Source organism: Belnapia arida (assembly GCF_016773205.1).
GTDB lineage: Bacteria > Pseudomonadota > Alphaproteobacteria > Acetobacterales > Acetobacteraceae > Belnapia > Belnapia arida.
The window spans coordinates 84,426-101,274 of record NZ_JAETWB010000002.1 but is presented as its reverse complement, the minus strand read 5'-3'; the positions used below and the strand labels follow the sequence as shown (position 1 = coordinate 101,274).

Sequence of the window (16,849 nt, the reverse complement as noted above, 5' to 3'; positions counted from 1 at the left end):
GACACGCATCCCGACGGAACATTCGTGCCAGGCGACCCAACCAGGAGGCAGCGGGACACGGTAGTCCGAGCGCGCCACAGGCGAATCCATGGCTCACACTGCGTTGCAACAGAAGCCTGACGGCCCTGGCACCCAGACGATCCCGCCCGCCGGCGGTCCCGCCCCGGCCTTTTCCGCAAGCGCCGGCGAGGTATTCTGGCCGCTCTGGCTGGCCTCGATCCTGGTGCCGCTGCTGCTGTTCGCGGGCGGAGCCTGGTGGTCGTGGCACATGGTCCAGGCGGAGGCGCATGACCGCCTGAAACGCACCCTCGCCGTCGCCGCCGAGCATGCCGCACGGGCCTTCGAGACCCAGGATGCGCTGCTCGCCGCTGCGCAGCGCGCCTCCAAGGGGATGGGCTGGGACCGGATTCGCGGGAATGCGGAGCTGGCCTCCTTCCTGCGCGACCTCGACGAGCGGACCGCCGGGCTTGGCGCCATCGGGATGACCGATCCTTCGGGGCGGCTGGTGCAGCTCTCCGCCCCGCCCTTCACGCCGCCGCCGGACGACTTCTCCGATCGCGACTATGTCCGGGCACAGGTGGACCTCGCCACCGCGGGGCCTTTCATCGGCCGGACGATCACCGCCCGCGCGAACGGCCTCCACGTGATCCGCTACAGCCGTCCCCGGCTGGACCAGGACGGGCGGCCCGATGGCGGCGTGCTGTGGGCGACCATCCGGACCGGTGAGCTGGCGCCCTATTACGACACCCTGCTCCAGCACCCCAAGGATGCCATCCTGCTGGTCCGGCCTGATGGAGCGGTCCTGGTGCGGCACCCGGCCATGACGGGGGACGACGGCACGCGCCTGACCGGCTGGGGCGAGGACGCCTTGCGGCAGGCCTCGGACCCGCCGGGGCGGACGGTCCTCGCGCCCGGGCTCTCGCCCATGGACGGACAGAAGCGGCTCTATGCCCTGCGGCAGCTGACCAATGTCCCGCTGGTGGTCGTCTATGGCCAGCACCCGGCCGGGCCCTGGTCCGCCTGGACGCACCGCGTCGCCATCATCGGTCTCGTCTCGGGCGGTGCCATGGCGGTGCTGTTCTGGGTGACCTGGGTCACGTCGCGCCGGGTGGCCCGGCAGGCCGAGGTGCGCGCTGCCGCCGAAGCCAGGCTGCGCGGGGCGGAGCGGCTTTCCGCGCTCGGCCAGGTCACGGCAGGGGTCGCCCATGACATCCGGAACCTCGCGCTCTCGGTCCAGGGCGGGGCCAAGCTGATCCGGCAGGCCCTGGCGCGCGACGACCGGGACCGCGCCAGCATGGTGGCGGAGCTGCTGGACGAGACCGCGGGGCGCGGGGCGAGCCTGACCGAGCGGATGGTGCGCATGGTCCGGCGCGGCCAAGCCGAGGCAAGCGCCATGGCGACGCTCGATCCCGCCGCGGCCGTCGCCGGAGCGGCGGTGCTACTCAAGGCGGTCATCGGCAGCCGCTGGATGGTGCGCGCCGACCCGATGCCGCCCGACCTTCCTCGGCGCGTCCGGGGCGACCAGGCGGAGCTTGAGGCGGCCTTGTTGAACCTCGCGGTGAACAGCCGTGACGCCATGCCGGAGGGCGGGACGATCCGGCTCTCGGTCGTGGCCGAGCGGGTGCAGCAGGGAGACGAATACCCGGCGAAGCTGGCGCCGGGGCTCTATGCCCGGATCGTGGTCATCGACAGCGGGGCAGGGATCGATGGGGAGATCCTCGACCGGGTCGGGCAGGCCTTCTTCACGACCAAGGCAGAGGGCCAGGGAACCGGCCTAGGCCTTTCCTCGGCGGCGGCCTTCGCCCGTACCGCGGGCGGTGCGATGCGCGTCGAGAGCCCGGGCCCCGGCCGCGGCACGGCGGTGACGCTCTGGCTGCCGGAGGCGCCGGCCGAAGCGCCATAGGGGGCGCGGTCGCCGCCCCTCAGGCTGCGCCAGAGCGGTTTCCGTTGGCGCTGGCTCACGGACCCCGCTCCAGCTTGTGGTTCTACCGAGCAAAATACTCCGATCAGATGATTCCATCCGATCGGAGTTTGCTCTAGCCCCGCTGCACCCAGGGCGTGCGCTGCCAGAGGCCGCGGTAATCGGCCTCTTCCCGGCGCAGGCGGGCGAACCAGGCCTCGCCGGGCTCGTAGGCCGGCTCGGTGAAGCGGCTCTCCAGGGCGCCGGTGAATTCACGGTCGCGGGCGATCTCCTCCGTCGCCTCGCGCAGCCGGGCGAGGATGGCGGGCGGCGTGCCGGCTGGGGCCACGAGGCCACGCTCGGAGGCCATGGTGACCGGGTAGCCCAGCTCCTTCAGCGTCGGCACCTCGGGCCCGAAGCGGCTGCGGCTGGCGGCGGCCTGGGCGAGGATGCGGAAGCCCTGCGGCGCGGCGGTGACGGCGCCGAGGTTGAGGCCCATCAGGTCCACCTGCTTGCCGAGCACGGCCGTGCGGAGCTGCGGGTCGCCCTGGAAGGCGACATGCGTCAGGCGGATGCCGGCCGCCTCCTGCAGGAGGACGAGTTGCAGGTGGTCGTCCGTGCCGATGCCGGGCGAGGCATAGGTGATGCTGTCGGGCGCCGCCTTCGCGCGCTCGATCACGTCCCGCAAGGTCTTGTAGGGGCCGTCGGCATGGGCGGTGATGGCGCTCGGGTCCGTCACCAGGTTGGCGATGGGGGCGAAGTCGTCGAGGCGGAATTGCGCCTGCCGCTCGATGGGGATGGTGAGCAGGCCCGGATAGTTCGTCGTGCCGAGGGTGTGGCCGTCGGGCCGGGCACGGGCGACGGCGCCCAGGGCCAGCTCGCCGCCGGCGCCGGGGCGGTTGCTGATGACGACGGTGCCGCCGAGCCGCTGCTCCAGCGCGCGGCCGTAGGAGCGGGCGTCGAGGTCGGTGCCGCCGCCGGCGGTGAAGCCGACGACGATCTCGATCGGGCGGTCCGGGTAGCGCGCAGTCTGAGCCAGGGCGGGGGCGATTGCGGGCGTCGCCAGCGTGGCGGCGAGGAGGGTGCGGCGGCGGAGGGTCATGTCCCGCGCCCCTCGTTGCTGTCGCGCCAGGCGATGAGGCGGCGGAGGCCCTCGCGCATGTCCACCTCGGGCGCCCAGCCGATGGCGGCCTTCGCCTTCTCGTGGGCGATGCGGAAGGCGCCGCCGGAGGTGAGGCGGACCTTGCCCGGCTCGTTGCCGATGAACTCCGGCGCCGGGCCACCGCCGAGCAGCTCGGTGATGAGCTGGACGAGCTCCAACGTCGTGGTCGGGGCGGGGCCGGAGGTGTTGACCGCCACATCGGTCGCCGCGCTCTCGAAGGCCATGCGGTTGGCTCGCGCCAGGTCGCCGACATAGACGAAATGCTTGGTCTCGGCACCGTCGCCGAAGACCTGCGGCGCCTCGCCGCGCTTCAGCCGGTCAATGGTCTCGATGATATAGAGGGCATTGGCGGCGCGGTAGTGCTGGCGCTCGCCATAGACGGTGGAATAGCGCAGGACGACATAGTCCTGGCCCCATTTGCGGTGGGCGTCGCGGCAGAGCTGCTCGCCGATGATCTTGCTGGCACCGTAGAGGATGGCCGCCGGCGGGGCGCCGGCGGAGTGGAAGGGCGTGTCCTCCACCAGCTCGCCGGCAACGCCCGGGCCGTAGCCGTAGGTGGCGTTGGAGGAGGCGAAGACGACCTTGCGCACCCGGTTGGCGCGGCAGGCTTCCAGCACGTTCTGCACGCCGCGGATGTTGACGTCGAGCCCGCCCCAGGGGTCGCGGTCCATGGAGAGCGTCATGTAGGCGGCGAGCTGCAGCACGCCGGCGAGGCCCTCGGTGGCGCGCAGCAGGTCGGCCACGCGCATCACGTCGCCGCGCACCAGCTTCAGGCGCGGATGGTCCCGCAGATGGGCGATGGCGGCATCGGAGCCGAAGGCGAAATTGTCGAAGATCACGACCTCGGCGGCGCCGTGGTCCAGCAGCTCGCCGGCGGTGGCGGAGCCGACCAGGCTGGCGCCGCCGATGATGGCGAAGCGGTTGCCGGCGATGGGGACCGAGGCGGCCATGCGTTTCCTCCTGACATTCCTTGCGCGCCATCCAAGCGCGATGCGCGTTGCAGGCCAAGCCGCTTGTTGTGTCCCCGGCAGGGGTTCGACCGGCTGTGGCCCCGCCGCTAGAAGGGCGCCCCAACGCCAGATAGGGAAAACCATGCCCGCCATCCCACGTCGCGTCGCGCTCGGGGCCAGCCTCGGCGCCGCCCTGTCCACCCTGCTGCCCGGCCGCCGTGCCGCGGCCCAGGCCGCCTGGCCCAACCGGCCGGTGCGGATCATCGTGCCCTTCAGTGCCGCCGGCACCACGGACATCGTCGCCCGCATCCTGGTGGAGCCGCTGAGCGCCCGGCTCGGCCAGTCCGTGGTGATCGAGAACCGTCCTGGCGCGGGCGGCAATATCGGCGCCGAGGCGGTGGCGAAGGCGACCGACAACCACACGCTGCTGATGACGACCATCGGGACGGCCGCCATCAACTACGGCCTCTATCGCACCACCATGCCGTACAAGCCGGAGGATCTCGTCGCGGTCTCGAACATCGCAGCGGTGCCGAACGTCATCATCGCGGCGCCGGGAGTGCCGGTGAAGACCCTGCAGGAGGCGGTGGCGCTGGCGAAGCAGCGGCGCGACGGGCTGACCATCGCCAGCTCGGGCAACGGCACCAGCCTGCACCTCACCGGCGAGCTGTGGAAGCAGGTGGCCGGCATCAACCTGGTGCATGTGCCCTTCCGCGGCTCGGGGCCGATGCTGACCGAGGTGATCGCCGGACGGGTCGATCTGGCGGTGGACAACCTGCCCTCCTCGCTCGGGCATATCCGCGACGGGCGGGTGCGGGCGCTGGCGGTGACGACGCCGGAGCGCAGCCCGGCGGTGCCCGATGTGCCGACGACGCGGGAGGCCGGCTATCCCGGGCTCGACGCCACGGCCTGGTTCGGCATCCAGGCCCCGGCGCGCATGCCGGCGGAGATCGTGCAGCGGCTGTCGCAAGAGTTGCAGGCGATCGTGAAGGAGCCTGCGGTGCGGGCGAAGATCGAGGAGCAGGGCGCGCAGCCGGTGGGCGACACGCCGGAGCATTTCGCCGGCTTCATCCAGGGCGAGATCGCCCGCTGGGGCGAGGTGATCCGCAAGGGGAACATCCAGCTCGACTAGGCGGGGCGGCGGGCCTTCCCTTACCCTTCCCGAAAGGGAAGGGAACCACGCTGATGAAGATCGACCATGTCTCGCTGACGCTCTTCGCCTGGGAGGGCATCCCGCCGACGAAGTACCACGCGGCGAGTCGCCTGGATTCGGGCAGCTCGGCGCTCGGGCTGTTGCGGATCGGGACGGATGCGGGGATCGAGGGCCATGCCTTCCTCGGCTCGGCCACGCATACGGCGGCGAATGACGGGCCGGGGCTGATCCGCTACCTCAAGCCGCTGCTGATGGGCCAGGACCCGATGGACCGGGAGCGGCTGAACGCGGCGCTCTGGCCCTGGTCGCGGCTGATCTCGGTGCGCTCCATCGGCGCGGTCGATGTCGCGCTGTGGGACATCGCGGGGAAGGCGGCGGGGATGCCGATCCATCGGCTGCTCGGCACCACGCGGCATTCCATCCCGGCCTATGCCAGCTCGGCGATCCTGTCGGGCATGGAGGCGTATGCCGAGGAGGCGGTGCGCTTCCGCGAGGCGAACTGGGCGGCCTACAAGATCCATCCGCCGCAGCGGCCGAGCGAGGATATCGCCGTCTGCCGGGCGGTGCGGCGGGCCGTCGGCGACGAGTACACGCTGATGCTCGACAGCACCTGGGCCTATGACTTCCCGGCGGCGATGCGCGTCGGGCGGGCGATCGAGGACCTCGGCTTCCTCTGGTACGAGGACCCGCTGCACGACCAGGACATCACCAGCTACGTGAAGCTGCGGCAGAAGCTCGATATCCCGATCCTCGCCACGGAGTACCCGGCGGCGGGGCTGGAGAGCTATGCGCCCTGGATCATGATGCAGGCGACGGACTACCTGCGCGGCGACGTGGCGGTGAAGGGCGGCATCACCACGCTGATGAAGACGGCGCATCTCGCCGAGGCCTTCCGCATGAACTACGAGGTCCATCACGGCGGCAACTCGCTGAACAATGTCGCCAACCTGCATGTCTGCTGCGCCATCCGCAACACCAGCTTCTTCGAGGTGCTGCTGCCGGACGGGGCGCATAAATACGGGCTGGCGGAGGACATCACCGTGGGCCCGGACGGGATGGTGCAGGCGCCGCAGGGGCCGGGGCTCGGGGCGGCCATCGACTTCGAATTGATCGAGCGGAAGCGGATCGCGGTGCTGGAGTAAGCCGCCACTCATTGTAGAAGCGGCGCCATCGACAACGGATTCGAGGACGCCGGGCATGACCGATACCGTACAGGGGATTTCGCGACGGGGTGCATTGGCGGGGGCGTTGAGCTTCGGCCTCGCCACGCCGGCCATCGCGCAGGGGGGCTATCCGAACAAGCCGATCACCGTGGTGGTGGGCTTCCCGCCGGGCGGTCAGACGGATTTCGCGGCGCGCATCCTGCAGCCGGGGCTGTCCAACGCGCTCGGGCAGAGTGTCGTCATCGACAACCGTGGCGGCGCCGGTGGCAATCTCGGCACTGAGACGGTGCTGCGGTCGCGGCCGGACGGCTATACGCTGCTCGCGGGTAATGCCAACCCGCTGACCATCAACCCGCATACCTTCCAGGGGATGACGATCGACCCGCTGCGGCTGACGCCGGTGGGGCTGATGCTGCAAAGCTCGCTCATCCTCTGCGTGCATCCCACCGTGCCGGCGAAGACGCCGCAGGAATTCGCCGCCTGGGCGAAGACGCAGCCGAATGGCGTGGACTATGGCTCGGCCAGCGCGGGCAGCCTCTCCCACGTGGCGATGGAGATGCTGAAGAACCGCATCGGCAACCCGCCGATGGAGCACATCCCCTATCGCGGCAGCGGGCCGGCGATGCAGGACTTCATCGCCGGGCGCTTCAGCATCATGTGCGACGCCTCCTCGGTGGTGGCGCCCTTCCTGCGGGCGGGGCAGATCCGCGGGATGCTCTCGACCGGCGCGGCGCGCATCCCAGCCTTCCCGGATATTCCGGTGGCGGCGGAAGCGGGGCTGCCCGACTACGTCTTCAACGCCTGGATCGGGTTGTTCGGCCCGCCGGGGATGCCGGCCGAGATCGTGCAGCGGCTCAACGCGGCGCTGAACCAGGCGGTGCAGGATGCGGCGATCCGCGAGAAGATCACCAGCCAGGGCGACGAGCCGGGCGGCGGCACGGCCGAGTCGCTGGGCGAGACCATGCGGCGCGATCATGCCCGGTGGGGAGAGGTGGTGCGCTCCAACAATATTCGGGCGGACGGCTGACCCATGTGAGAGGGGCGCTGCCCCTCTCATACTCTTCCCTTCAAAGGCCGAAAAACCTTTGGAAACCTCGAGTTTTTACTCGCCTTCCTTCACCAGGGCGTCGAGCGCTGCGGTGAAGCCGCGGAAGGAGACGGGAATGGAGGCGTCGCCACCGGCGGCGTCCTTCCATTCCAGCCGGCCGGCGGCCTCGGCCGGGCGGGCACGCAGGCGGCGCAGCACCGCCTCGTCGCGCAGCTCCAGCTCGGCGAAGCAGCCACGCGGCATGCAGTTGCGGAAGGCGACCGTCAGCGGCGCCTCGGCCGGGCGGTTTGGGATGTCGAGCACCAGCTTCGCCGGTGGCCCGACCTGGAGGTTCACTGGCACCTGGGCCACCAGCCGCAGCGGCTCGCCCTTCGCGGTGCGGCCGATGGCGAGCACGGCGACCGGCTGCTGGCGCTGGTCCTGCGTCGTTTGCGCCATTTCGCAGAGCCGGGCGGCGGGCGTGGTCCCGCTGGCCGGGCGCGTCTCGCAGCGCACCACCCAGTCGGTGAAGACGGCCATGGTGCGGTCCGGGCTGCTCTCCCCGGCCGCCGGCTGGCCAGGCTGAGCCGCCGGGCGCTGAGCAGGTTGGGTCTGGCCGATGGTGGGGACGAAGGCGGTGAGCATTGCCGTTGCAGCCAGAGCCTTGAACGTCACGCGCATTGATCCCTCAGGCACCGTGTTGGCCGGATGCCTGTACTCTGCGCCGGGGTGCTCACACAACCTTGTGTTGCTGGATCAGAGCCCTTGATGCGACTCGGCTACGGGGCGGCGGACGATGCCGCCCCACTCCTGCATGATGTCGCCGCCGGCCAGCGTCTCCGGTGCCCGGCCGGGGTCCTGCACCAGCACGTCCGGGCGGAGCATGCGGATGAGGTCAAGCGCCGTCTCCGCCCCGTAGCGGATGACGAGGTCGACGCTGTTGCGCTCCGCCAGATCCTCCGCCGCCGGGTCGCCATCGGCGATGCCGACGACCAGCCGGTCGCACCAGTCCTGCGCGCGGTCCAGAAGATGCGGCTCGGCCGCCGCGGTGCTGGCGGCGAGGAAGCCGACGCGGTGGCCGGCGCGGCGCCAGCCCTCGACGCGCTCGGCGGCCTGGCCGCGGGTGACGAGCTTGCGGGCGGCGAGGCGGCCAGGGGTCAGCACCTCGAGGAACTCGTCCTCGCGCACCACGCCGATGCCGGACTTGCCCATGGCGATGCCGGCGGCCAGGGCGGCGAGCCGGGCGATCAGCGGCAGCGGCAGGCCGACCGCGAGGCCGGCCGCGGTGACCGAGATCACCGCATCGCCCGCGCCGGCCGGATCGACGAGTTCCGCCACATCGGCGGGCAGGTGCTGCGGCACCGCATCCTCGCCGACCAGCATCACGCCCTCCGGGCCGCGGATGACGAGCACGGCGCCGAAGCCATGCGCGGTGCGGAGCGCTGTGGCGGCGGCCGCGATCTCGGTCTCGGTGCCGGTGGGTAGGCCCGTGGCCGCGGCTAGCTCGGCGCAATCGGGGATGATGAGGTCGGCGCCGGCGAAGCGGCCCGGGTCGCCGCCGCGCGGGTCGACCACGATCTTGCGCCCGGCGGTGCGCGCCGCGGCGATCAGGCGCGTCGCGGTGGTGCCGGCCAGCACGCCCTTGCGGTAGTCGGAGAGCACCATGACCGTCGTCGCCGCCACCGCATCGGCGGCGATGCGCACCAGCCGGTCGGCGAGGCGGGGGTGGATGGGCGCCGCCTCCTCATGGTCGGCACGGAGCAGCTGCTGGCCGCTGGCGACGAAGCGCGTCTTCACCGTGGTGGCGCGGCCGCCCTGGACCAGCAGCCATGGCTCGACGCCCGGCTGGCCACCGATCAGCCCGGTGAGGTCGCTACCTGCCTGGTCGTCGCCAACGATGGAGACGAAGGCAACGGCAGCGCCGAGCGCTGTCAGATTTCGTACAACGTTGCCGGCGCCGCCGGGCAGCGCGACCTCGCGCTCCACCGCCAGGACCGGGATGGGGGCTTCGGGGCTGATGCGCTCGACCCGGCCATAGACATAGCGGTCGAGCATGGCATCGCCGACGACGAGGACGGTGCCGCGCTTCAGCTGCCGCACCGCTTCCAGCAGATCGGCCGGGATGGCGCCGGATGGGCTCGGACGAGGTTCGGGCGCGGGGCCGTGCATCTCCCTGCGGTAGCCTAAGCCAGGGCTCACACGCAAGGCGAGAGACGCCAAATCTTGTAATGCAGGTGGCATCGCTTCGTCATGCGGAGAGGAAGCGCAGCCGGTGGCCTTCCAGCACCACGCAGCTCAGCGCGCCGCCGAAGCAGGCCCCGGTGTCGATGCCGATCCGATGCGGGCGCACCACCGGCATCTCGCTGGGGGTGTGGCCATGGACGACGACCAGCGGCAGGTCGCCGTCGAAGGAGAGGAAGGGCTCGCGGATCCAGACGAGGTCGAAGGGGTCCTGACGGTCGGTCGGGATGCCGGGGCGCACGCCGGCATGCACGAAGAGGTAGTCGCCGGCGGAGAATTGCAGCGGGCAGTGGCGCAGCAGGTCGAGATCCTCCGGCAGGACGGCGGCGCAGGCCTCCGGGTCCTCAGGGTCGGCGCCGTAGCTGGCGAGCGTGGCAGCGCCGCCATTGTCGAGCCAGAAGGGCAGCGCACCGGGATGGGCCTCAGGCTCGCAGGCATCGAGCATCATCACCTCGTGGTTGCCTAGCAGGTTGACCACTTCGACTGCGGTAAAGGCCTCGCCGAGCAGCGGCGCCGGGTCGAGCAGGCGGCGCAGCACGGCAGCGCTGTCCGGGCCGCGATCCACGTAGTCGCCAAGATGGATGAGGGTGATGCGCTCGGTCGGGCGGGCCGCAGCGTCCTCGGCAATTTGGGCATGCAGCGCGGCCAGCCGGTCGGCGCAGCCGTGCACATCGCCCACCGCATAGATGCGCCAGCCCGGGGGCAGCGCGCCGGGGGCGAGCTGGCCGGGCCAGGGGGCTGGCCAGGGGGCAGCGGGGCGCGCCGATTTCGGGCCGGCGCTTAGGGCATCGTTCACCATCCGGCGCGACTTTAGAGGATGACGCGCCGCACCGCACCGCGCCAGGACAGCGCATGATCGTGACCGGACCCCGCCTTGCCGGCTTTCCTGCCCCTCCCCCGGCTTCCCCGCCGATGGCGGGGCTGTTGCCCCTGCTCCGCCAGGCCCTGCCCGGCGCGGAGGGGCGTGTCGCTCTACGGCTGAGCCCGGCCGGGCGGCTGGCCGGACCGCCGGCGCGGCGGCGGCTGGCGCGGGCCCTGTTGCAGGATGCGGCCGAGACCGGTGGCGGGGCGGTCTACGACACGGCAGCGGGGGAGTTGCTGCTGCTCGGCGCCATGCCGGCGGCGGCGCGGCGGGCGGCGGCGGCGCTGGCGCAGCTCGCAGGGCCCGAGGCGCCGGCGCCGGCCATCTGGACGCTGCCCCGGGATGCGGCGGCGCTGCTCGCCTGGGCAGCCACGGCGCAGCTCGCCGGGCCGGAGGCGATGGCGGCACCGCCCAGCGAGGGCTTGGCGGGGCTGGAGGGGCGGCTCGATTCGCTTCCGGCCGATACGGTGCTGCGGCACCGGCATGTGATCCGCCCTGGTGCCGCGGTGCCGGGCCGCGGGCGGCGGCTGCGGCTGTCGCGGCCGGCCCTCGCCGCCGTGCTCGGACCACTGGCGGCGGATGCGGAGCTGATGGCCCATGCGGCGGAGCGGCTGGCGCGGCGGTTGCTGCCCGGCCTCGCCGCCTGGGCGCGGGACCTGCCGGGCCGGCGGCTGCTGCCGCTGCCGGTGAGCGTGTTGCCGCCGCCGGCCGTGGTGCCCGGCCTGTTCGGCGTGCTGCCTCTCGCCGCCGCGGCCGATCCGGCCCTGCCCTCGCAGCGCGAGGCGCTGGCGGCACGCGGCTGGGGCCTGGCGCTGGAGGGGTTAGATGCGGCCGGGCTGGCGCTGCTCGCCCCGGCCGGGCTGCCGGCCGACCTGCTGCTGCTGCGCTGGTCGCCGGCGCTGGAGGAGCGGGCGGCGCTCGCCGCGCTGCGCGGCCTGCCCGGGGAGCGGCTGGTGGTAACCGGCTGCGACGGGGCGGCCGCGCTCGATTGGGCCGCCCGGCTCGGGGCGATGGCGACCGGCCCGGCGGCGGAGGCGGTGGCATGACGGTGGAACCTTCACTTGCCCCGCTTCGTCCCTTCGCCGGGCCGCGCGGCGCCGATGCGCTGGCGCTGGCGCATTTCTTGCGTGAGGCGGTGGCCGCCGGCACGGTGCGGGAGGTGCTGCACCTCCGCCTCGGCGCCCTGGCCGAGGAACTGCGGCGGTCCCATCACCAGCGGCTGGTGCGCGATGCGCTGGCGCCGCTGATGCGGCCGACCCGCGCGCGCGTCTTCGAGTTGCCGAACGGCGATATCGTCGCCATTGCTCCGCCCGAGGGGCGGCACCTGGGGGAGGTGCAGGAGGCGCTCGGTATCCTCTTCGCCGCCGAGGGACAGCTGCCCTTCGCCCGGCGGCGGCGGCTGCCGGAGGAGGCGGCGGCGCTGCTGGCGGCGGTGGAGGAGAGCCTCACCCCGAACCAGGCCGCGCCGCGCTGGCCGGTGCCGGAGGAGGAGCGGCCGCCTATCTCGGCTGCCGACCTGGTTGCGCTGGAGCGCGGGCTCGGCCATGCCAGCCTGGCGCGCTTCCTGGTGCGGCGGCCGGTCTGCCGCCTCGCACCGGGCGAGGCCGGGCCGGAGGCGGTATGGGAGGACTGGTCCCTGCACTGGGCGGAGCTTTGCGCCACGCTGCTGCCGGGGGCGGACCCTGCGCTGGCTCCGGCACTGTTCCGCCGGCTGCGGCGGTTGGCCGACCGACGGCTGCTCAGCGAGCTGGCGCGGCCGGAGGATGCCAGGCGGCTTGGCCAGGCCGGGCTGTCGCTGGCGCCGGAGACGGTGGCGGAGCCGGAATTCCTGCGCCTCGACGCAGCGCTGGGGCCGGAGCGGCGGGGGCGGATGACCGTCTGCTTCGCCGCCGGGGATGCGCTGGCCGACACGGCGGGCTTCGCCTTCGCTCGTGACTTCTGTCGGCTGCGCGGCTGGCGGGTGGCGCTCGACCTCGCGGCGCCGGTCCTGCTGCCCGCCCTGCCGCTGGCCGGGTTGCAGGTGGACCTGCTGCGGCTGCGGTGGTCGGCGGCGCTGCCGGGCTTCGCGGCGGCGCTGCCGGCGGACCGCGCCAAGGTGATGCTGTCGGGGGCGGACCGGGCGGCGGCGATCGGCTGGGGGTGGGAGGCGGGGATCACCTTGTTCGAAGGGCGGTTGCTGCGGCCGCGGGGGTGACGCATATGCGGGGCATATGGAAACCCCCGCCATCCTCGCCGAGGCGCTGAGCAAGCGCTACGCCCCCGATGCGCCGCCGGCGGTCGATGCGCTCTCCTTCTCCATGCCGCGCGGCGCGACCTGGGGGCTGCTGGGCGGCAACGGGGCGGGCAAGACGACGACCATCGCCATGCTGCTCGGCCTGCTGGTGCCGAGCGGGGGGCGGATCAGCGTGCTCGGGCATGACATGGCGCGGGACCGGTTCTCGGCGCTCGCTCGGATGAATTTCTCCTCGCCCTATATCGCCCTGCCGGCGCGGCTGAGCGTGGCCGAGAACCTGCGGGTCTATGCGCATCTCTACGACGTGCCGGAGGCGGAGCGGCGGATCGGCGAGCTGGCGGGGCAATTGCAGCTCACCGACCTGCTGGACCGGCCGGCGGGGGAGCTTTCGGCCGGGCAGAAGACGCGGGTGGCGCTGGCGAAGTCGCTGGTCAACCGGCCGGAGCTGCTGCTGCTGGATGAGCCGACGGCGAGCCTCGACCCGGACACGGGCGACTGGGTGCGGTCCTGGCTGGAGCGGTACCGGGCGGAGACGGGCTGCTCCATCCTCCTCGCCAGCCATAACATGGCCGAGGTGGAGCGGCTTTGCGGCCATGTGCTGATGCTGAAGCAGGGGCGCGTGGTCGACAGCGGCAGCCCGGCAGGGCTGCTCGGCAAATATGGGCGGGAGGATCTGGAGCAGGTCTTCCTCGACATCGCCCGCGGGCGGCAGCGGGTGCCGGCATGAACCGGGCGGCGCTGCGGCGGGTCTGGGGGATCATCTACCGGCACCTTGCGCTCTACCGGCGGTCCTGGCCGCGGGTGGTGGAGCTGATGTACTGGCCGGTGCTGCAGATGGTCGTGTGGGGGTTCGTCACCTCCTACCTGGCGGGCGTGCAGGGGAATACGGCGAGCGTCGCGGCGGGCGTGCTGCTCGGCGGCGTGCTGCTTTGGGAGGTGGCGCTCAGGAGCCAGATGGGCTTCTCGCTCTCCTTCCTCGAGGAGATCTGGTCGCGCAACCTCGGCCATGTCTTCGTCAGCCCGCTGCGCCCGCGGGAGCTGGTGGCGGCGCTGATGGGAATGAGCGTCATCCGCGTCCTGGTCGGCGTGCTGCCGGCGATGCTGATGGCCTGGCTGCTCTATTCCTTCGGCATCCTGACGATGGGGCCGGTGGTCGTCGGCTTCTTCGCAGCGCTCTTGGTGATGGGCTGGGCCGTCGCGCTCGGCGTCACCGCGCTGATCCTGCGCTACGGCGCGGGGGCGGAGGCGCTGGCCTGGTCGATCCTGTTCGGGCTGACGCCCTTCTCGGCGGTATTCTACCCCGTCGCCATCCTGCCGGGCTGGCTGCAGCCGGTGGCGCTTGCCCTGCCCTCGGCGCATGTCTTCGAGGGGATGCGGGCGGCGCTGCGCGACGGGACGGTGGAGACGGGGCACCTGCTGGCAGCCTTCGCGCTCGATGCCCTGTGGCTGGCGCTGATGGGGTACGTTTTCCTCCGCCAATTCGAATCGGCGCGGGTGCGGGGCGCGCTGCTTAATATCGGGGAATAGCGGCGCGATGCCGGAGACACGCTTCCACCTCATCCGCCACGCCCTGGTCGAGCCCAAGGCGCGGACGCTGTTCTACGGCGCGATGGATGTGCCGCTCTGCGACCTGGCGCTGAAGCAGGACGCTTCGCTGTTCCGCTGGCTGGCGGCGCGGCTGCCGCGGCCGGCAGTCTGGGTGACGTCCAACCTGGCGCGGACGCGGGCGACGGCGGCGGCGATCTTCGCGGCCGGCTACCCGGAGCAGGCGATGGCGACGGAGCCGGGGCTCGCCGAGCAGCACCTCGGCGAGTGGCAGGGGCTGCCGCATGAGGCGCTGGCGGCGAAGCTGCGGCACCCGGCGCATCCTTTCTGGCCGCATGCGGCGGAGGAGGAGCCACCGGGTGGCGAGAGCTTCGCTGCCGTCACGGCGCGCGTCGGCGAGGTGCTCGACCGGCTGGCCGCGACGCATGCCGGTGAGGATGTGGTGGTGGTCGCGCATGGCGGCTCGATCCGCGCCGCGATCGCGCATGCGCTGGGGCTGACCGGGCACCAAGCGCTGGCCTTCTCCATCCGCAATCTCGGGGTGACGCGGCTGGAGCGGCACGGCGGAGACTGGCGCGTCTCCGCCGTGAACGAGGAGCCCTGGGTGATGCCGGAATACGAGTAGGCTCCGGCTACAGGATCTTCACCCACTGCGTCAGGTGGTCAAGGAAGACATCCTTGTCCACGCCGTGCAGGACGATGCTGTTGTCGCCGATGGTGATCTTCGTCATCCCATGGTCGCCGCTGACATGGGGCGCCAGGTCCTTCGGCGTCATGATGCCGGAGCCGTTGATGTCCGAGGCGAACATCAATTTGTCTCCGGTCGAGAAGTCGGTGATCCGGTCGCAGCCGAAATCGTCACCGAAATAGAAGAAGTCATGTCCGTCGCCACCGAACAGAACATCGGCACCGTCGCCGCCGGACAGGGTATCGTCACCGGTCCCGCCGAGCAGGGTGTCGTTGCTGGCGCCGCCGTTCAGCAGGTCGTCATCCTTGCCGCCGATGAGGGAGTCGTTGCCGGCGCCGCCATAGAGGTTGTCGTCTCCCTTGCCGCCGTCAAGCGTGTCGCCGCCTGCACCGCCATCGAGGAAGTCGTTGCCGTCGTCGCCGGCAAGGTAGTCCTGGCCGCCGCCGCCCCAGATTTCGTCGTCCCCTTTGTCGCCGCTCAGCGTGTCGTCGCCCTGGCCAGCTCTGATGGTGTCGTGACCCTGGTTGCCGAGGACGAAGTTTCGGCCGTCGCCGGCATCGATGCTGTCATTGCCCTTGCCGCCGATGATGATGTCGTCACCGCTGCCGGTGTGGACGGTGTCGTCGCCCTTACCAAGGAGGATGTGCAGGGGGTTGGCGTTGGCGGCACCGTCGACATAGCTGTCGCCGCTGCGCATGGAGAGGTCGAGGATCGGGAGGGCGCTGTCGACATGGTAGAAGGCGTCGATGCCGCGCGGCACCTCGTCGAAGGCCAGGTGGCCTCCGTTGCCACCGATGATGGATGCGTAGTCAGCCATGGCTCGACTCCTTTTGCCGATGGGCGCGCGGGGCGGGTAACCGTGGCGGACATTACAACTACAGATTGAATGCGCACTACTGGAAACACTTTGTTAATCGTAACAAAATGTCGTCGCGGGCCGGCATCCCCGACCGGCCGCAGGCAAGCCGTCCCGGCGAAGCTTTGGACAGCGCGGGCAAACGAGGTTAGCTTCTGCCACGGAAATCCATGGCTTGGTGGGGAAGCTTCATGCGGCGTCTGATGATCCTGGGCCTTACCCTGGCGATGCTGTCCGGCTGCGCGGGCGGCGTGCCGGCCGGGGGGGAGGAGCAGACGCTGGTCGACCGGGCGACGCTCTCGGTCCAGGAGATCCTCGGCGAGGGGAACGACCGGCTGAAGGCGGCGGAGCTGCTGCACCGGGCGCGTGCCGTGCTGGTCTGCCCGCGCATCTTCCGCGGCGGCTTCTTTTTCGGTGGTGAGGGCGGCGGCTGCGTGATGGTCGGGCGGGACGCGGCCGGATCCTGGTCCTCGCCAGCCTTCTATTCGATGGGGTCGGGCAGCTTCGGCCTCCAGGCTGGCATCCAGGACTTGCAGATCCTGATGCTCATCATGAACGACCGGGCGCTGACTGCGCTGCTCGACAGTCAGCTGAAGCTCGGGGCGGATGCCTCGCTCGCCTTCGCCACCTTCGGCGGTTCGGTCGAGGGCGCGACGACGGCAGCGGTGGGCGCGGATATCGTCGCCTTCGCCCGGGCGCGCGGGCTCTATGCCGGGCTGACGCTGGAGGGGACGCTGCTCTCGGCGCGGAGCGAGTGGAACCGCTCCTATTACCGGCAGGAAGTCGGGCCTCGACAGATCGTGGTGGCGATGCAGGTGCACAATCCGGGGGCGGACCCGCTGCGGGCGGCGCTGATGCGCTTCGATGGCCGGAGCGGCACGGCCGCTCCGGCGCCGGCCGCCTATCAGCCAGCGCCTGCCTATCAGCAGCCGGCGCCGGGCACGCTCGGCAGCGGGCCGCCGCCGGTGGCCGGCGGTGGCGTGCAGCGGGCGCCCCTGGCGCCGCTGCGGTAGGGTTCGGGAGGGCTCGCGGGGGGCAAAGCCCCTCTCGACGCCCCCAAGGTTGCCCC

16 protein-coding genes are annotated in these 16,849 nt (G+C 71.8%); 10 read left to right on the top strand and 6 right to left on the bottom strand.

Translation table 11 applies throughout. The annotated features are described in order from the left end of the window. The first annotated feature begins 88 nt into the window (after positions 1-88). Positions 89-1,903 (top strand): hybrid sensor histidine kinase/response regulator, encoded by a 1,815-nt coding sequence (locus JMJ56_RS07460; RefSeq protein WP_202831000.1) that lies wholly within the window; start codon positions 89-91, stop codon positions 1,901-1,903. A gap of 133 nt (positions 1,904-2,036) precedes the next feature. Here the strand turns inward: JMJ56_RS07460 and JMJ56_RS07455 are convergent, their stop codons facing one another. Both JMJ56_RS07455 and JMJ56_RS07450 read right to left on the bottom strand, forming a co-directional pair. Further along, positions 2,037-3,002: a tripartite tricarboxylate transporter substrate binding protein gene (locus JMJ56_RS07455; RefSeq protein ID WP_202830999.1), complete on the bottom strand. Its 966-nt coding sequence runs from the start codon at positions 3,000-3,002 to the stop codon at positions 2,037-2,039. Then, entirely contained in the window at positions 2,999-4,012 is a 1,014-nt protein-coding gene (locus JMJ56_RS07450) for an NAD-dependent epimerase/dehydratase family protein (protein WP_202830998.1), read from the bottom strand. Before JMJ56_RS07450 ends, JMJ56_RS07455 begins: the two co-directional genes overlap by 4 nt. 142 nt (positions 4,013-4,154) lie before the next feature. Between JMJ56_RS07450 and JMJ56_RS07445 the strand changes: the two genes are divergently transcribed. Genes JMJ56_RS07445 through JMJ56_RS07435 form a run of 3 tightly spaced genes read left to right on the top strand, consistent with a single transcriptional unit; the run spans position 4,155 to position 7,355 of the window. Beyond that, positions 4,155-5,144 carry a Bug family tripartite tricarboxylate transporter substrate binding protein gene (locus JMJ56_RS07445; protein WP_202830997.1) on the top strand — a complete coding sequence of 330 codons (990 nt, stop codon included), beginning with the start codon at positions 4,155-4,157 and terminating at the stop codon, positions 5,142-5,144. A 53-nt stretch (positions 5,145-5,197) separates the two neighbouring features. Beyond that, the gene (locus JMJ56_RS07440) at positions 5,198-6,307 is read left to right on the top strand and encodes an enolase C-terminal domain-like protein (RefSeq protein WP_202830996.1); all 1,110 of its coding nucleotides are present in this window, start codon (positions 5,198-5,200) and stop codon (positions 6,305-6,307) included. 55 nt (positions 6,308-6,362) lie between these two features. Continuing rightward, positions 6,363-7,355 (top strand): Bug family tripartite tricarboxylate transporter substrate binding protein, encoded by a 993-nt coding sequence (locus JMJ56_RS07435; RefSeq protein WP_202830995.1) that lies wholly within the window; start codon positions 6,363-6,365, stop codon positions 7,353-7,355. A 75-nt stretch (positions 7,356-7,430) separates the two neighbouring features. On the opposite strand, the gene JMJ56_RS07430 is transcribed toward JMJ56_RS07435, so the two are convergent. The 3 genes from JMJ56_RS07430 to JMJ56_RS07420 form a co-directional block, all read right to left on the bottom strand. Beyond that, positions 7,431-8,030, bottom strand: coding sequence for an invasion associated locus B family protein (locus JMJ56_RS07430; protein ID WP_202830994.1), 600 nt, complete (start codon positions 8,028-8,030; stop codon positions 7,431-7,433). Between the two features lie 81 nt (positions 8,031-8,111). Further along, entirely contained in the window at positions 8,112-9,524 is a 1,413-nt protein-coding gene (locus JMJ56_RS07425; protein ID WP_202830993.1) for a bifunctional heptose 7-phosphate kinase/heptose 1-phosphate adenyltransferase, read from the bottom strand. A 79-nt stretch (positions 9,525-9,603) separates the two neighbouring features. Further along, a complete protein-coding gene (locus tag JMJ56_RS07420; protein ID WP_202830992.1) occupies positions 9,604-10,395 on the bottom strand; it encodes a metallophosphoesterase family protein in 792 nt (263 codons plus the stop codon). A gap of 59 nt (positions 10,396-10,454) precedes the next feature. Here JMJ56_RS07420 and JMJ56_RS07415 point away from each other — a divergent pair, with 59 nt between their 5' ends. Genes JMJ56_RS07415 through JMJ56_RS07395 form a run of 5 tightly spaced genes read left to right on the top strand, consistent with a single transcriptional unit; the run spans position 10,455 to position 14,861 of the window. Next, the gene (locus JMJ56_RS07415) at positions 10,455-11,504 is read left to right on the top strand and encodes a hypothetical protein (RefSeq protein ID WP_202830991.1); all 1,050 of its coding nucleotides are present in this window, start codon (positions 10,455-10,457) and stop codon (positions 11,502-11,504) included. Beyond that, entirely contained in the window at positions 11,501-12,652 is a 1,152-nt protein-coding gene (locus tag JMJ56_RS07410; protein WP_202830990.1) for a hypothetical protein, read from the top strand. The genes JMJ56_RS07415 and JMJ56_RS07410 overlap by 4 nt, the downstream gene beginning before the upstream one ends. A 16-nt stretch (positions 12,653-12,668) precedes the next feature. Further along, the gene (locus JMJ56_RS07405; RefSeq protein ID WP_202830989.1) at positions 12,669-13,418 is read left to right on the top strand and encodes an ABC transporter ATP-binding protein; all 750 of its coding nucleotides are present in this window, start codon (positions 12,669-12,671) and stop codon (positions 13,416-13,418) included. After that, positions 13,415-14,218: an ABC transporter permease gene (locus tag JMJ56_RS07400; RefSeq protein WP_202830988.1), complete on the top strand. Its 804-nt coding sequence runs from the start codon at positions 13,415-13,417 to the stop codon at positions 14,216-14,218. The genes JMJ56_RS07405 and JMJ56_RS07400 overlap by 4 nt, the downstream gene beginning before the upstream one ends. A gap of 7 nt (positions 14,219-14,225) precedes the next feature. Beyond that, positions 14,226-14,861 carry a histidine phosphatase family protein gene (locus JMJ56_RS07395; RefSeq protein WP_202830987.1) on the top strand — a complete coding sequence of 212 codons (636 nt, stop codon included), beginning with the start codon at positions 14,226-14,228 and terminating at the stop codon, positions 14,859-14,861. Positions 14,862-14,868: 7 nt separating this feature from the next. Here JMJ56_RS07395 and JMJ56_RS07390 read toward each other — a convergent pair whose 3' ends face one another. Next, positions 14,869-15,684: a calcium-binding protein gene (locus tag JMJ56_RS07390; protein ID WP_202830986.1), complete on the bottom strand. Its 816-nt coding sequence runs from the start codon at positions 15,682-15,684 to the stop codon at positions 14,869-14,871. 287 nt (positions 15,685-15,971) lie between these two features. Between JMJ56_RS07390 and JMJ56_RS07385 the strand changes: the two genes are divergently transcribed. Continuing rightward, positions 15,972-16,793 (top strand): lipid-binding SYLF domain-containing protein, encoded by an 822-nt coding sequence (locus JMJ56_RS07385; protein ID WP_202830985.1) that lies wholly within the window; start codon positions 15,972-15,974, stop codon positions 16,791-16,793. Positions 16,794-16,849 lie beyond the last annotated feature (56 nt).

Coding starts and splice junctions, on each gene's coding strand:
- JMJ56_RS07400 (WP_202830988.1), top strand. CDS start 13,415: ATGAACCGGGCGGCGCTGCGGCGGGTCTGGGGGATCATCTACCGGCAC.
- JMJ56_RS07405 (WP_202830989.1), top strand. CDS start 12,669: ATGGAAACCCCCGCCATCCTCGCCGAGGCGCTGAGCAAGCGCTACGCC.
- JMJ56_RS07420 (WP_202830992.1), bottom strand. CDS start 10,395: ATGGTGAACGATGCCCTAAGCGCCGGCCCGAAATCGGCGCGCCCCGCT.
- JMJ56_RS07435 (WP_202830995.1), top strand. CDS start 6,363: ATGACCGATACCGTACAGGGGATTTCGCGACGGGGTGCATTGGCGGGG.
- JMJ56_RS07425 (WP_202830993.1), bottom strand. CDS start 9,524: ATGCACGGCCCCGCGCCCGAACCTCGTCCGAGCCCATCCGGCGCCATC.
- JMJ56_RS07445 (WP_202830997.1), top strand. CDS start 4,155: ATGCCCGCCATCCCACGTCGCGTCGCGCTCGGGGCCAGCCTCGGCGCC.
- JMJ56_RS07455 (WP_202830999.1), bottom strand. CDS start 3,002: ATGACCCTCCGCCGCCGCACCCTCCTCGCCGCCACGCTGGCGACGCCC.
- JMJ56_RS07450 (WP_202830998.1), bottom strand. CDS start 4,012: ATGGCCGCCTCGGTCCCCATCGCCGGCAACCGCTTCGCCATCATCGGC.
- JMJ56_RS07395 (WP_202830987.1), top strand. CDS start 14,226: ATGCCGGAGACACGCTTCCACCTCATCCGCCACGCCCTGGTCGAGCCC.
- JMJ56_RS07410 (WP_202830990.1), top strand. CDS start 11,501: ATGACGGTGGAACCTTCACTTGCCCCGCTTCGTCCCTTCGCCGGGCCG.
- JMJ56_RS07385 (WP_202830985.1), top strand. CDS start 15,972: ATGCGGCGTCTGATGATCCTGGGCCTTACCCTGGCGATGCTGTCCGGC.
- JMJ56_RS07460 (WP_202831000.1), top strand. CDS start 89: ATGGCTCACACTGCGTTGCAACAGAAGCCTGACGGCCCTGGCACCCAG.
- JMJ56_RS07440 (WP_202830996.1), top strand. CDS start 5,198: ATGAAGATCGACCATGTCTCGCTGACGCTCTTCGCCTGGGAGGGCATC.